Origin of the sequence: Haloprofundus halobius (assembly GCF_020097835.1) — an archaeon.
Classification (GTDB): Archaea; Halobacteriota; Halobacteria; order Halobacteriales; family Haloferacaceae; genus Haloprofundus; species Haloprofundus halobius.
The window spans coordinates 1,896,903-1,910,789 of sequence record NZ_CP083666.1; the positions used below are offsets into that span (position 1 = coordinate 1,896,903).

The window sequence follows — 13,887 nt, forward strand, 5'->3', positions numbered from 1 at the left end:
CGACGAGGTCAGTGGAGACGACGATCATCGCGACACCGACGGGGGCGGCGGCAGCGTCGACAGTGAGTCGGGCGGGCGGTACCGTCGGTATCGCGGTCGTCGATTCAGACGAACTCCCCCTCGCTCTCGTACACCGACGGGTCTTCGTTGTACTTCTCGGCGACCGTCGAGAGCGTAGTGAACTCGACGTCGTCGTGACTGCCGACGTAGTCGATAAACTCCTCTAGCAGGTGAATCAACTGGGGTCGGCCGTGGACGTCGGGGTGAATCGTGAGCGTGTAGACGCCCGCCCCGCGCCGGTCGTAGAGGTAGTCGAAGTGTGCCAGATACAACTCCTCGTACACCATCTCCGGACTCGTGTAGCCGTGTTCGGTTGCTTGATGAACATCATCGGCGGTACGTCGTCGCGGTACCAACTGATGGGAATCTCGACGACCTCGGTCTCTTCGCCGCGTTCGTACGGTTTCATCCACGTGTCGGCGCTCTCGTCGTAGTCGATTCGAGTCCACGTGTCTCCCTTCCGCATCGGCACCGGCTCGAAATCCCGGAGCATGAGGCTGCTGTCGTACAGAAAATCGTGTTTCTCGACGAGTTCGGGCATGTTCTCGCTGAACTCCCACCACGAGGCCCGGTGGCCAACTGGCTCCGACCCGGTCAGGTCCTCGATGAGGTCCATCGACTTCGTCAGAACCGCCTCCTCCTGCTCGCGCGATAGGTCGGTGGGGTTCTCGTGACTGTAGCCGTGTGTCCCGATCTCGTGGCCTGCGTCGGCAACGGCGCTGCACTCCTCGGGAAACGTCTCGATGGTGTGGCCCGGGATGAACCACGTCGTGTCGATTCCCGCGTTCTCGAACACCTGTACCAGCCGCGGGATTCCCTCCTCGCCAGCGAGCAGTCCTCGCGAGAGATCCGCCGGAGAGTCCGCGCCGCCGTAGGAACCGAGCCACCCTGCCACGCAGTCCGCGTCGACGCCGATTGCGATGTCGATATCACCCATGTTTCGGAGATGCGACACGTGTTGGCATTGCTCTTCGCAGCCGTCGGCTAGACGACCAGTCTCCGTGTGCGACGGTCGCTGTGACCGTCGCCGAGACGGCTACTGGGGTCACTCTCGAACTACCGGAAAAATCGAGTTGTCGTCCCCGGCTTACTGCAGCCGCTGGACGATGAGGTCGTCGAGATCGTCGCGGAACTCGTCGACCGCGATCTCTTCGAGCACGGGCACGAAGAAGCCTTCGACGAGCATGTTCCGCGCAGTCTCCGGGTCGATGGAGCGCGAGGTCATGTAGAACAGCTCCTCCCGGTCCACCTGTCCGACCGTCGCCGAGTGACTGGCTTCGGTGTCGTGGTTGTGGATGATGAGCTTCGGCGAGGCGTCGGCCTCGGACTCGTCGGAGAGCATGAGCGTGTTCTCGCGCTGGTAGGAGCTCGTGTCCCACGCGTCCTCGCCGACGTCCTGAACGCCCTCGTACACCGAGCGCGCCTCGTCGTCGAGCACGCCGCGGGTGACGAGGTCGGCCGTCGTGTGTTCGGCCTCGTGCCAGACGCGGGCGTTCACGTCGAAGTGCTGGTCGTTGTGGCCGAAGAACGCGCCGACGATTTTCGTCTCCGAGGAGTCGCCGACGAGGTTCGTCTCCACGTCCGAGCGCGTCAGCCGGGAGCCGAGGTTGCCCTCGATCCAGTTTATCGTCGCGTACGTGTCGGCGTGGCCGCGCTTCAGCGTGAAGTGGTACGTCTCCTCGTCGAGGTTCTGCAGCGAACCGTACTGGACGTAGCTGTTCTCGCCGGCGGCGACTTCAACGAGGTTGCTGAAGTAGCGCTCGCCCTCGATTTCGTCGCTTCCGGTGCCCGTCTCCGTTCCTTCCAGAATCGTCGTCGACGCCGACTCCTCGGTGACGACGAGCGTCTGGCTGAACAGCGAGCGGGAGTTCATCTTCGCGCGAATCTTCACGTCACCGGCGTCGACGCCCTCGGGGACGTAGACGAACGTGCCGGTGGTGAACAGCGCCGCGGAGAGCGCCGTGAGGTAGTTGTGCTCGGGGTCGAGCACTGTGCCGAAGTGCTCGCGGACGAGCTCCTCGTGCTCGTCGAGCGCCTCCGTGAACGAGAGGACGACGGCGTCGCCCTCGGCGACGCGCTCGGTCTCGTCGGACTGGTTCAGCGGGTCGACGAGGGTCTCGAAGTCGAGCGCTTCGAGGTTCGTCCAGCGGCGGCCGGGCGTCTGGATGACGTCCGGTAGCGGGAGTTCGTCGAGCGCCTCGAACGCGTCGAGGCGTCGCTGGAGCAGCCACTCTGGTTCGTCTCGCTCCTCGGAGATCTCTCGAATCGTCTCCTCCGAGAGGCTGGATGGGAGTTGTACGCCGCTCATCTATCCGAGGCTCCCCTCCATTTCGAGTTCGACGAGGCGGTTGAGTTCGACCGCGTACTCGATGGGCAGTTCTTCCGTGATCGGCTCGATGAACCCGGAGACGATCATCTGCTTGGCGTCGTCGTCGTCGAGACCGCGCGACTGCAGGTAGAAGATGTCCTCGTCGCCGATCTTGCCGACGGTCGCCTCGTGAGCGACGTCGACGCGCGACTCGTTGATCTCCATGTACGGCATCGTGTCCGAGGTGGACTCGTTGTCGAACATCAGCGCGTCGCACTCGACGGCCGTCGAGGAGTCGTACGCCCCGTCGGCGATGTGGACGAGACCACGGTAGTTGGTGCGGCCGCCGTCCTTACTGATACTCTTGGACTCGATGGTCGACTTCGTCTCGGGGGCGTTGTGGTACACCTTCGCGCCGGTGTCGATGTTCTGGTCGGCACCCGCGAACGCGATGGTGATGTGGTTGTCGGACGCGCCGCGGCCCTTCAGGATGGACGCGGGGTAGAGCATCGTCGCCTTCGAGCCCATGGAGCCCGAAATCCACTCCATGCGGCCGCCCTTCTCGACGATGGCGCGTTTGGTGTTGAGGTTGTAGGTGTTCTTCGACCAGTTCTGCACCGTCGAGTACTGGACGTGGGCGTCCTCGCCGACGAACACTTCGACGCCGCCGGAGTGGAGGTTGAACGCCGAGTACTTCGGCGCGCTGCAGCCCTCGATGTAGTGGACTTCCGAGCCCTCCTCGGCGACGATGAGCGTGTGCTCGAACTGGCCCATCCCCTCGGAGTTCATACGGAAGTACGCCTGCACGGGCATGTCGACGGTCGTGTCCTCTGGAACGTAGACGAACGACCCGCCGGACCAGATCGCGCCGTGAAGCGCCGCGAACTTGTTGTCGCTCGGGGGGACGCACTTCGTCATGAAGTACTCCTTGACGAGGTCTTCGTGCTCCTGGACCGCCTGGTCCATGTTCATGAAGACGACGCCTTTCTCCTCCCAGCGCTCCTGCATGTTCTGGTAGACGACCTCGGACTCGTACTGCGCGCCGACGCCCGAGAGCGCGTTCTTCTCGGCTTCCGGGATGCCGAGTTTGTCGAAGGTGTCCTTGATCTCGTCTGGAAGGTCCGTCCAGTCGTCGACGCCGCCGCGCGTCTCGACGTCTGGTCGGATGTACGGGACGATCTTGTCGACGTCGACTTCCGAGAGGTCCGGCTGGCCGGGCCAGTCGGTCGGCATCGGCATCTTCTGGAACTGCTTCAGCGCGCGGAGACGCCGTTGCAGCATCCACTCTGGTTCGTCTTTGTCTTCGGAGATGACCCGGATGGTCTCCTCCGTGAGACCCTTGTCTGCTTTGAAGGAGGATTTCTGCTCCTTCTTGAACTCGAAGCGGGCCTCGGTGTCGGTCTCTTTTAGGTGGTCTTGTTCTGAACTCATGATTGATTAAGTTGGTGTAGCTGGCGCAGCCTTATCAGGCTGTCTCGTAGGTCTGCTCGCGGACCCAGTCGTACCCCTTGTCCTCGAGTTCGACGGCGAGTTCCGGGCCGCCCTCCTTGACGACCTGGCCGTCGAGCATGATGTGGACGACGTCGGGTTCGACGTAGTCGAGGATGCGCTGGTAGTGCGTGATCTGCAGTATGCCCGTCCCCTGCTCGTCGCGGAGCGCGTTGATGCCCTCGGAGACGTCCTGCAGGCGGTCGATGTCGAGACCGGAGTCGATCTCGTCGAGCACCGCGATGGACGGTTCGAGAATCGCCGCTTGCAGTACCTCGTTCTGCTTCTTCTCGCCGCCGGAGAAGCCCGCGTTGAGGTAACGCTGGGCGAACTTCTCGTCCATGTCGAGCAGCTCCATCTTCTCTTTCAGGAGCTGTTGGAACTCGGCAACACCGACTTCGCCCTCGTCGGCGGGGCCCTCCATCGGGGAGGTGTCGTAGCCCGACTCCTCGTCCTCCTCGGCGTCGTCGCCCTCGTCCTCCTCGAACAGTTCTTCGCGCTCTTCGAGTTTGGCGTTGAGCGCCTGACGGAGGAAGTTCGTCATCGTGACGCCCTCGATTTCGGCGGGGTACTGGAAGCCGAGGAAGATGCCGAGCGCCGCGCGCTCGTTCGGTTCCAGTTCGAGGAGGTTCCACGTCCGCTTCTCCTCGGGAATCTCGAACTCCTCGCCGAACTCGTTCTCGTCGAGGTGGAGCAGAATCTCTCCGTCCGTGACCTCGTAGGCGGGGTGACCGGCGATGATCTTCGCCGTCGTCGACTTCCCCGACCCGTTCGGTCCCATCAGGGCGTGGATCTCGCCCGATTTGACTTCCAAATCGACGCCCCGGAGGATCTTCTCTCCGTCCTCGACTGCGACCTCCGCGTGGAGGTTCTTGATTTCGAGTGTTGCCATGTTGTGTTCCTCGTGTTCGACGGTGGGGGCTTGCGCCCATTAATGCTTACGCATTCACCCCCTCCAGTTTCCGCTGCGAGAAAATTTGTTTTCGGTATCGAAAACGTTCGCTCGGCAGAACCCGCCGACTGCGGGAGTTTGGTCGTCGCTCGACGGACGAAACGAAACCCGGTCTCAGCCGAACTGTCCGAGACCGGTCTGCTGTTGGCCGCTTTTGACCTCGTCCCACGAGAGGCCGAGCGCTTCGATGATTCGCGCGATCGGGCCTTCGAGCGTCTTCTCCAGCATCTTGTCCCAGTCGACCTCGAACTCGTCGGGGACCTGGTCGGCGTACTCGAAGCAGATGACGTCCGGGTTGCGCTTGAACTCGCCGTACAGCGGGTCCGTACGGGCGTCGAAGCCCTTCTCATCTTCCATCCGACGGAAGAACGTCGGGTGGACTTTCTTCAGATAGAGACGCTTGGGCTTCGACCCGCGCTGGAAGTTCGTGCCCAGCATGAGGTTCGCGTACTTCGCGCCGCGGACCTGCGCGGTGTCGGTGTCGTAGCTCTCAAGTCGTTTGCCGATGCCGCTGGGGATTCCGATCTCTTCGAGGTTCGCGTCCTCGTCCTGGAAGTCCCGAATCACGTCGCGGACGTACTCTTTGATGTCGTCGGTGTCGCTGCCTGTGACGATCATCTCGATGACTTGCTTCTGGACCCGCTTCGTGATGGGCGCGATGTCCGAGCGCTTGTACTCGAAGCCGGTGATATCGATGTCGTCGACGTCCTTGCCTTCTTTCCAGACGATGTGCCCGGCGTAGCGCTTCTTGCGACCCGCTTGGAAGAACCGGCGGTAGAGCTTCTCGAACTCGATCTGGAAGCGATGTTCCTCGGCGTCGAGTTCTTCGCGCGCGAAGTCGTCGTAGCGTTCGTTGATGTGCTCCTCTATCTCGAACGACTGCTCGATGGCCTCCTCCTTCGTCACGTCGGGGCCGAGTTCGAGCATGACGGAGTCGGTGTCGCCGTAGGCGACCTCGTAGTCGATTTCGTTCGCGGCGGTCTGCGTGAAGTCGATGACCTCCCGACCCGTCGCGGTGATTGCCGCCGCGTTCTCCTTGTCGTAGAGGCGGAAGCGGTCCCAGCCCGACACGCCGTAGAGGGAGTTCATAATGACTTTCACCGCCTGCTGTTGGCGGTCGAACAGGCCGTACTCGGGCGATCCGGGCTTGTGCTCGTTTCGGAGCGTTTTCTTCTCCTCTCGCTCCGTCAGCAGGTCGTCGATCATCTCGCGCATCATCCCGTCGGGTTCGCGGCGGAAGCGCGTCCCGTTGGGCGCGCGGTACGTCTCGCCCTCGTAGTCGGGGCCGACCTTCGTCTCCGGCGAGGCGTTGATGGTCACCATACACATCGGGTACAGCGACTTCAGGTCGAGCACGGTGACGTTCTCCCTGACGCCGATGATGGGGTCGAACACCGCGCCGCCCTCGAACTCCTCGGACTCCTGTTGGCCCTTCGTCGGGAGGACGAACTCGCCGTGGGCTTTGTGGAGCACGTACACGTCGACCGCGTCGCCCGCCGTGGGGGCGTCTTCGAGCAGACAGCCGACAAACGTCCGCACCTCGTCCCAGAACGGAATGACCTCCTGCTTGCGGTCGATTTCGACGCAGAGTTCCACGTCGCGGACGTTGTATTCGAGCAGTCGCGTCGCGTCCTGCTCCCAGAGGTCGCCGATGCTGCCCGCGTAGCGCTCTTTACCCACGTCGAGTTCGAGTTCGCCGACGGCGTCCAAGCGGTAGGACTCCAGTTCCGAGAACTGCGTCTTCTTGTAGGCGTACAGCAGGTCGAAGACGACGCGACCCTTCACGTTCGGGCCGCCCCAGCCGCTTCGCCAGACTTCGTTCACGCGCGAGAGGCGCTCGATGCGGAGGTCGTAGTCGGTGAACGCATCGAGATTCTCTAACCGGTCGAGGAAGTACGGCGCGTCGAAGTCCTCGAAGTTCCAGCCCGTGAGGATGTCGGGGTCCGTCTCCTCGACGTAGGAGATGAACGCGTCGAGCATCGCCTCCTCCTCGTCGAACGTGCGTACGTCGAGGCCGGTGTCCTCACGGTAGGGCGCGTACTCGTCCAACGCACTCGGAATCTCGCCGTCGCCCACCGGCGCTTCGTACAGCCACGCGACGTACTCGTCGCGGTAGTTGTCGTGGCTCGTCAGACAGATGATGGGCTCCTCGCCGTCTTCGGGGAAGCCGTTTCTGTCGTCGACTTCGATGTCGAACGTGTTGACGCGGAGGTCGGCGTCCACGTCGGCGGGAACGACCTCGTCGTGAGTGACCTGGACGACGTTGTCGTCGAGGCGGCGGTCGGGGACGCGAATCCCACCGTTGATGTCCTTGTCGATGAGGAATCGGTTCGGAAAGAGGATGTCGGCCTCGAAGTGTTCGAACTCGTCGCGCATCTGCCCCACGTCGCGGGGGGTTCGACCGACGATCTTCGTCAGTTCCTCGCCGCGGATACTCTCGTAGCCGGACTCGGTCCGGAGGATAGTGTCGCGCGCGAGCAGTTCGTCGGTGAGCGTCTCCGTCGGCGCGTAGAAGTACGGCTCGAAGCCCAGCACGCGGACGTGCATCGGCTCGTTGTCGGGCGTTCGTCCGAACACATGGACGACGGGGTACTCGTCGCGACCCTGTCCCTCGACGGTGTAGTTCACCTGCGACACCATCAGTTCCAGCGTCCCGTCGGCGTCCGGATATCTGAGTTCGTGTCGGTCGACGATCTCGCTTACCCGTTGGCTCACGTCGCCCGCGACGGCGGCCGCTTCGGTCGTCGGCCGGTCGTCGCCGTCGCCGCTCGCGTCGTCGTCACCCCCGGTCCCGTAGTCGGAGAGCCCAGCCTGAGTCATGGCAGTCGGTTGGTCACACCCGGGTAAAAAGCTCGGCTTTTCGCCCGGTACGCGCGCGTTTCGGGTATCGACGGGGCGACAGCTGCAAATCCGGTCGTGACGGAAAGACCTATACCATGTCATATCATACCATGAAATTGGCAATGTCCGACCGGATAGACGACCAGAGGTGGGACAGCGCAGATACTACACAGCAGTCGCTGGAAGCGCCCGACGGCGTCGAGAACGTCGAGACGTATCGGGTTGACGACGGCGTCGTCTTCTACGATGCGCAGAACCCCCTCGCGTGGATGCAGACGACGATGACCGTCCGACTGCGAGAGCAGGCGTAGCGGTCCCCGACACCGAACTCTTATTCTCGCCCCCCGCTTGGGATTTTTTGTGCCCTTCGACGTGTGGCCCGACGAACCGGACGAGTCCGACCCCGAAGACGAGTGGCGACGGTGGGGAAATCCCGAAGAGGAACTCCCGAACGTCCCCGAAGTCTCCGAGCCGTCGGTCGCCGACAGCGAGGCGGACCCGGAGGTCGCCACGGCGTTCTGGGTGAGCGTCCTGTTCGCCAACGTCGCCGTCGGTGCCCTCGCGCTCGGGCCGATGCTCATCTACTTTCGCGGCCAGTGGCGCCTCGGCGGCGGCCTCGTCGTCGTTGGCGTTCTCATCGCACTCCGGACGTATCAGCGATACCGCCAGTTCCGTGAAAATCGAAACGAAGGTGCCGCGCAGACGGCCTCGGAGAGTGCTAAACCAGAGGAGACAGAGATGGCCGACGAGAACGACCAGAACCCACGTCGTCGCCGTCCACGAAACGGGCCGAGACGGAGTGATGGTCACGGCGGGTCGACGACGACCGGCCGGAACCGCTAACCGACCCGGCACTCACCGTCTATCCATGCAGACCGTCCGCGACGACGAAGGACGCCGATATCTGTTGCTGAAGCGGTCGAGCGAATCGAGTCGCGTGCGCGACCCCGAGACGGGTGAGGAGCGCCACCTCCGGAACGACACTTTCGAGGTCGTCAACGGCGAGTCGCCGCTCGTCGCCGCCGCTTCCGGCATCCCCACGTCGGTCCGCCGTGTGCTCTCTGCGACCCACGACGACCAGTCACTCGGACTGCTCGTCGAACTCGCCGACCGGGGACCGCTCTCGGTCGTCGAACTGCTGAACACCTACGACCTCTGTGAGAGCGACCTTCACGGACTGCTCAGCGAGTTCCGCGCGGCGGGTCTCGTCGCCGAAGCAGAGAGCAACAGCGAACGCGGGTACGACGCCACCGAACTCGCCCGCGACGGCGTCGCGCGACTCCGGAACGACTAGTCCGATCGTTCAGTCGTCGGCCACCGACTCGACGGCCGCGAGCGCATCGATCTCCTCGTGACGGACGGTCGAGCGGTTGCTCGTCGGGTCCTTCTCGACGGTCACGAGGTCGTCGGCCGCGCCGACGAGTTCGTCGTCGTGACTCACGATGATTATCTGTCGGACGCCGAACCCGCGCATCTCCTCGACCAGATCGACGAGGCGGCCCACGTGCCCGGAGTCGAGGAAGACAGTCGGTTCGTCGAGGATGAGCGGCGGCGTCGGGGCCGCGCCCTCGATGCCTTCGGCGAGAAGGCGGTAGATGGCACAGCGCAGCGAGAGGTTGAACAGCGCGCGCTCGCCCCCGGATAGCTGCTCGGGGTCGAGCGCCTGCCCGTCCTTCTGGTAGACGGTGAGTTCGTACTCGCCGTCGAGGCGGATGCGCGCGTAGGCGTCGTTGGCGTAGACGAGGTCGAACGTCTCGTTGAGCATCCGTTCGAGCGTCTCGACGTTGCGCCGGCGCAGTTCCGCGCGTAGATCTCCGTACATCGCCTCCAACTCCTCGGTCTCCTCGTGGAGCGATTCGAGCGCCTCGACGCGTTCGGCGACGTGGTCACGTTTCTCGTGGAGCTCTTCGAGCCGTCGGATATCGGTTTTCGCACCGCCGATGTCGTTGTCGAGTTTGGTCCGTCTCTCGGCGAGCGACTCCAGTTCGGGTTCGACCTGTTCGAGATACTCCTCGGCGTTCGACTTTTTCTCCTTGGCCTGCCGTATCTGGGACTCGTCGACGTCCTCGCGGAGTTCGCGGCGGCGACGCTGTTTCTCGCCCAGTCGCTCGCGTCGCTCGTCGTTGAGTTCGCCGAGGTCCGAACGTCGCTCCGAGATGCGGTCGAGTCTCGCTTCAGTATCTGCGATTTCGTCGCGGAGCGACTGGATGCGTTCGAGACGCTCTTCGTTCGCGTCCACCTGCTCTCGTTTCGCTTGCAGTTCCGAGATCTCGTCGCGGCTCTCCTCGGCTTTCGACGCGGTCTGTTCGGCGGCGTCGCGGAGTTCTTCGGCCTTCTCCTCGTGTTCGTCCGCCGCGTCTCGTGCCGCCTCCGCCTGCTCGGCCTTCTCGGCGAGCGTCTCTTCGCGCTGGTCGACGAGACTCGTGATACTGTCGCGTTGCTCCCGCAACTGTCCGAGTTCGTTCTCCGCGTCGACGAGGCTCTCGGCGCGTTCGATGTCGTCGCCGAGTGATTCGATTTCCGCTTCGAGTTCCTCGCGTTCGGCGTCGAGTTCCCGGACGCGGGTGCGGTCCTCGTCGAGGGTGTCGACGTGCGGCGAGTCGTCGACCGACTGCCCGCACTCGGGACATTTCCCCTCGCCGAGCAGTCGTTCGGCTTCTTCGACGCGCTGGCGGGTCGACCGCAGTTTCGTCCGGACCGTTTCGAGTTCGTCGCGAATCGCCGACTTCCGTTCGCGGAGGTCCGCGAGGTGTGCTGAAGCGTCGCCTCGGTCGACGGGAACGTCTTCGAACCTCGCTTCAAGTGCTTCGACTCGGTCGTCGAGGTCGCCCAGTTTCTCGCGCTGGTCGGCGAGTTTCGAGGTGTCGCTCTCGTGTTTTCGCTCCAGTTCGTCGGCGCGCGTCCGTTTCTGCTCGGCGCGCGATTCGAGGTCCGTCGCCTTCTCGGCGAGGTTCGACGACTGGTTCTCGAACCCCTGGGCGCGTTCGCGCAGTTCCTGTATCGAGTCGGTGAGTTCATCGCGTCGCTCATCGAGCGCTGTCACTCGGGCGGCGATGGCGTCGTCGGCGGCGGTGTCCAACTCACTCTCGGCGATCGCGTCGGCGACAGTCGACTCCAACTCGTCGGTTCGTTCACGCGCCTCGCGGGCGTTCTCGCGGAGCGTCTCTCGTTTCTCCTCCGTCTCGGCGATATCGGATTTCAGCGAGTCGATGTCGTCGTCGAGGTCGGCGAGTTCCTCACGCTTCTTCTCGTAGTCGTCGAGCGTCGAAACCGCGTCGTCTCGGCTCTGTTTCGCTTTCTCACGCTGTGTCTCGTAGCGCTCGATAGCCGCTTTGACCTCCTTCAACTCGGTCTGCAGCGCGTTCAACCGTTCGTAGGGGTTCGTCTCCTCCTTCTCTTCGACCTGCGCCGCGAGTTCGCGGAGGCCGCCGCGTTTGTCGCTGAGCACGTCTTCGACGCCGAGGCGTGCGTTCCGCGCCCGTTCGCGGTACTCCTCCAGTTTCCCCAACTGGAGCAGGTCGTCGATCATATCCTGACGCTCGGTGGGCGTCGCGTTGATGAGTTTGTTCACCTCGCCCTGCCTGACGTACGCGCAGTTGACGAACGCGTCGGCGTCCATCCGCAGCAGGTCGACGACGAACGTCCGAACGTCGCGCGCGCCGTCGACGCTACCCTCGGGGACCGTCGACCCTTCGAGTACGCATTTGGCCGTCGTCGCCCGCTCGCCCGAGAGCCGAATCCGCCGTTCGACGCGGTACTCCTCGCCCGCGTGGGTGAACCAGAGTTCGATTTCGGACTCTTCCTCACCGTTCGTCACGACGTCTTCGAGCGTGCCGTCGAGCGCTTTCGCCCCGTAGAGCGCGAAGAAACACGCTTCGAGGAGTGAGGACTTCCCGCTCCCGTTGAGGCCGTGGATGACAGTAACGCCGTCGCCGAGGTCGAGGTCGGTGTCGGCGTAGGGTTTGAAGTTCTTCAGGCGGATGCGGTCGAATCTCACGAGTAGTCCTCCATGGAGAGTTGGCCGTCGGTGGCGGCCGATTCCTCGGTGGCGGTCGTCTCCTCGGGAGCGGTCGTCTCGGTCGACTCCGTTGGCTCCGCCGAGTCAGCGGTCTCGGTCGACTCGCGCGCCTCGCCATCGCCTTCGGCCGCTTCGCTCGCTTCGGCTGTCCCCGCCGCCTCAGACGCGTCTGCGGTCGCTTCGCCGGTTCCGTGTTCGCCGTTCGTCGCCGCGTTCGACGCCTCGTCGATGTCGACGACCGCACCGTCGACTTCGCCTTCGCCCCCACCGGTCTCTTCGTCTTCGTGCGCGGAGGCGCGCGAGAAGTTTTCGAGTCCGTCGTCGACGAGCGTCGAAACGCGTTGTTTCACCTCCTCGCGGACGTTCGAGTCGGCCGTCTTGCTCGCGCGGACCGTCTCGTCGATGTCGATTGCAGCGGCGGAGAGTCCGAGTTCGGCGATGCGCTCGCGCACCGCGTCGTCGGGGTCGGCGAAGCTGACCGAGAGCTCCGATTCGACTTCGAGCTCGCGACGGTCGGTGACGCGGGCGACGAGCGCGCCGTGCTCGGCGGCGAACTCCTCGACGCTCGCCGGAGTGACCGGTTCACCGTCGCCGGTCACCTCGACGACGACGACGGCGTCTTCGAGGTCGTGCTGGCGAACCTGCTCGCGGACGCGCGCCTCGCCTTCGCCCTCGGCGAGCTCGACGGAGACGAAGACGAACGGTCGAGTGTCGAGCGCGCGCTGGCGGATGTCAACCGTCCCGTCGGCGAAACTGACGATGTTGTAGCCGCGGCCCTCCTCCTCGCTCGTGCTCGCGCGTTCGGTCGATCCGCAGTACGTGACCGGCGTGTTGTTCACGTCGGCGGTGCCGGCCTCGTGGTTGTCGCCGAGCAACACCACGTCGAAGTTGACGTTCGACTCCGAGAGCACCGTCTCCGTCTCCCAGTCGGCGTGGGCGAACGGTGTAAAGAGGCCGTGACTGACGAGCGTCGAGTGGGAGGCGTCGTGCGGTTCGAACCGGTAGTCGAGTTCGTCCCGTCGCGACTTCGGCACGTGGTCCAATCCGTAGAAGGCCGTGTCGCCGACGACGTACGGTTCCGCGCCGAGGCGCGTCGCGAGGCCGAGTCGCTCGAACAGGTCGAGCCACTGCCCGCCGCGCGTCGACTCGTGGTTGCCGACGACCGCCAGAAAGGGGATACCGGCGTCGTCGAGCGTCCGGAGCGCCGAGAGCGTCCCGAGGAGGTCCTGGAGTTCGGGGCGGCGGTCGTGAAAGAGGTCCCCCGCGTGGACGACCGCGTCTACGTCGTCGTCTATCGCATCGGCGAGCACCTGCTCGAACGCCGTCAGGAAGTCCCGTCGTCGCGCCGGCGAGTGGTACTGCTGATACCCGATGTGGGTGTCGCCGGTATGTATCACCCGAGTCATCTGTCCCCCCGTTGGCCGTCCCCTCCTAAATGCGTACCGACGCGGGGTCTCTCTGCGCCATCGAGTCGACCAGCGCCAGCGTCGGTCTCTTCGGCCTCAACGTCGCCGTCTTCAACCTCAAGGTCACTATCTTCGACCTCAGCGTCACCGTCTTCGACGTCGGCATCGGCCGCCCGCCGGTACCTTTCGACGGCGGAGAGCACCGTCTCCCCGGCGCGGCGGCGCGTCGGGTCGTCGACACGCGTCGCGACGGCGACGGCTTCCCGAACGCGCTCGAACCCGCCGTCGTCCGCGAACGCCGCCGCTGATTCGACGTCGGCGAGTGCCTCTCTCGCCCTCTCGACCGTCTCGCGTGTGTCCTCGCTCGCCTCGTCGCCTACGGGCGAGTCGGGGCCGGTGAGTCGGCACTCCGTCGCCAACGCTCGAAGCGCGCGCCTGACCGCTCTCTCTGATGCCACGCTGACGGATGGCTGCGCTCTCGGTGATAAACGTTCGCGTGACGTCTGAGAGACGGACGTGGTGAGGGATGCGCTTCAGACCGTGAGCGTGTACAGCCGTTTGCGCGCGTCCGAGAAGGAGAAGCGGGAGTCGACGACGTTCTGTTCTTCGAGTCTCGTCAGCGCGTACCGGACCGTTCGAGGCGGCAACAGCGTCTCCTCAGCGAGTTGGCTCTGCGTCATCGTCTCGTTGTAGTCGAGGACTTTCGCGACGAGTTTCGCGCTCGGGGGGAGGTCACGAACCGATTCCCACCGGTCGGTCGAGTCGGTGGCAGCTACCTCGGTGCAACTCATGGATAGCTACTCCTCTGGCATAC

General features: G+C 64.2%; 11 protein-coding genes and 1 pseudogene. 3 read left to right on the top strand and 9 right to left on the bottom strand.

Annotated features, from left to right (window positions below; genetic code table 11):
• Nucleotides 1-104: 104 nt before the first annotated feature.
• From LAQ74_RS09935 to LAQ74_RS09955, 5 genes and pseudogenes are all read right to left on the bottom strand, one after another.
• A pseudogene (locus tag LAQ74_RS09935) lies at nucleotides 105-997 on the bottom strand (polysaccharide deacetylase family protein).
• A gap of 150 nt (nucleotides 998-1,147) precedes the next feature.
• The gene (gene sufD, locus LAQ74_RS09940; protein WP_224332396.1) at nucleotides 1,148-2,368 is read right to left on the bottom strand and encodes a Fe-S cluster assembly protein SufD; all 1,221 of its coding nucleotides are present in this window, start codon (nucleotides 2,366-2,368) and stop codon (nucleotides 1,148-1,150) included.
• Nucleotides 2,369-3,799 carry a Fe-S cluster assembly protein SufB gene (gene sufB, locus LAQ74_RS09945; RefSeq protein ID WP_224332397.1) on the bottom strand — a complete coding sequence of 477 codons (1,431 nt, stop codon included), beginning with the start codon at nucleotides 3,797-3,799 and terminating at the stop codon, nucleotides 2,369-2,371.
• 34 nt (nucleotides 3,800-3,833) lie between these two features.
• Nucleotides 3,834-4,748: an ABC transporter ATP-binding protein gene (locus LAQ74_RS09950; RefSeq protein WP_224332398.1), complete on the bottom strand. Its 915-nt coding sequence runs from the start codon at nucleotides 4,746-4,748 to the stop codon at nucleotides 3,834-3,836.
• Between the two features lie 174 nt (nucleotides 4,749-4,922).
• Nucleotides 4,923-7,628, bottom strand: coding sequence for a DNA-directed DNA polymerase (locus LAQ74_RS09955; protein WP_224332399.1), 2,706 nt, complete (start codon nucleotides 7,626-7,628; stop codon nucleotides 4,923-4,925).
• Between the two features lie 143 nt (nucleotides 7,629-7,771).
• Here LAQ74_RS09955 and LAQ74_RS09960 point away from each other — a divergent pair, with 143 nt between their 5' ends.
• From LAQ74_RS09960 to LAQ74_RS09970, 3 genes are read left to right on the top strand one after another with little or no spacing between them, the layout of a single operon-like run.
• On the top strand, nucleotides 7,772-7,960 hold the full coding sequence (locus LAQ74_RS09960) for a DUF7331 family protein (protein WP_224332400.1): 189 nt from the start codon (nucleotides 7,772-7,774) through the stop codon (nucleotides 7,958-7,960).
• A 49-nt stretch (nucleotides 7,961-8,009) separates the two neighbouring features.
• On the top strand, nucleotides 8,010-8,492 hold the full coding sequence (locus LAQ74_RS09965) for a DUF7322 domain-containing protein (protein WP_224332401.1): 483 nt from the start codon (nucleotides 8,010-8,012) through the stop codon (nucleotides 8,490-8,492).
• 25 nt (nucleotides 8,493-8,517) lie between these two features.
• Nucleotides 8,518-8,943, top strand: coding sequence for a DUF7346 family protein (locus LAQ74_RS09970; protein WP_224332402.1), 426 nt, complete (start codon nucleotides 8,518-8,520; stop codon nucleotides 8,941-8,943).
• 9 nt (nucleotides 8,944-8,952) lie between these two features.
• Here LAQ74_RS09970 and rad50 read toward each other — a convergent pair whose 3' ends face one another.
• The 4 genes from rad50 to LAQ74_RS09990 form a co-directional block, all read right to left on the bottom strand.
• The gene (gene rad50 / locus LAQ74_RS09975) at nucleotides 8,953-11,646 is read right to left on the bottom strand and encodes a DNA double-strand break repair ATPase Rad50 (RefSeq protein ID WP_224332403.1); all 2,694 of its coding nucleotides are present in this window, start codon (nucleotides 11,644-11,646) and stop codon (nucleotides 8,953-8,955) included.
• Entirely contained in the window at nucleotides 11,643-13,073 is a 1,431-nt protein-coding gene (gene mre11 / locus LAQ74_RS09980) for a DNA double-strand break repair protein Mre11 (RefSeq protein ID WP_224332404.1), read from the bottom strand. Before mre11 ends, rad50 begins: the two co-directional genes overlap by 4 nt.
• On the bottom strand, nucleotides 13,070-13,531 hold the full coding sequence (locus LAQ74_RS20760; RefSeq protein WP_484494573.1) for a DUF7966 family protein: 462 nt from the start codon (nucleotides 13,529-13,531) through the stop codon (nucleotides 13,070-13,072). The genes mre11 and LAQ74_RS20760 overlap by 4 nt, the downstream gene beginning before the upstream one ends.
• A gap of 75 nt (nucleotides 13,532-13,606) precedes the next feature.
• Nucleotides 13,607-13,864 (bottom strand): MarR family transcriptional regulator, encoded by a 258-nt coding sequence (locus LAQ74_RS09990; RefSeq protein WP_224332406.1) that lies wholly within the window; start codon nucleotides 13,862-13,864, stop codon nucleotides 13,607-13,609.
• Nucleotides 13,865-13,887: the final 23 nt, after the last annotated feature.

Coding starts and splice junctions, on each gene's coding strand:
- LAQ74_RS09990 (WP_224332406.1), bottom strand. CDS start 13,864: ATGAGTTGCACCGAGGTAGCTGCCACCGACTCGACCGACCGGTGGGAA.
- LAQ74_RS09955 (WP_224332399.1), bottom strand. CDS start 7,628: ATGACTCAGGCTGGGCTCTCCGACTACGGGACCGGGGGTGACGACGAC.
- LAQ74_RS09950 (WP_224332398.1), bottom strand. CDS start 4,748: ATGGCAACACTCGAAATCAAGAACCTCCACGCGGAGGTCGCAGTCGAG.
- mre11 (WP_224332404.1), bottom strand. CDS start 13,073: ATGACTCGGGTGATACATACCGGCGACACCCACATCGGGTATCAGCAG.
- LAQ74_RS09960 (WP_224332400.1), top strand. CDS start 7,772: ATGTCCGACCGGATAGACGACCAGAGGTGGGACAGCGCAGATACTACA.
- sufB (WP_224332397.1), bottom strand. CDS start 3,799: ATGAGTTCAGAACAAGACCACCTAAAAGAGACCGACACCGAGGCCCGC.
- LAQ74_RS09970 (WP_224332402.1), top strand. CDS start 8,518: ATGCAGACCGTCCGCGACGACGAAGGACGCCGATATCTGTTGCTGAAG.
- sufD (WP_224332396.1), bottom strand. CDS start 2,368: ATGAGCGGCGTACAACTCCCATCCAGCCTCTCGGAGGAGACGATTCGA.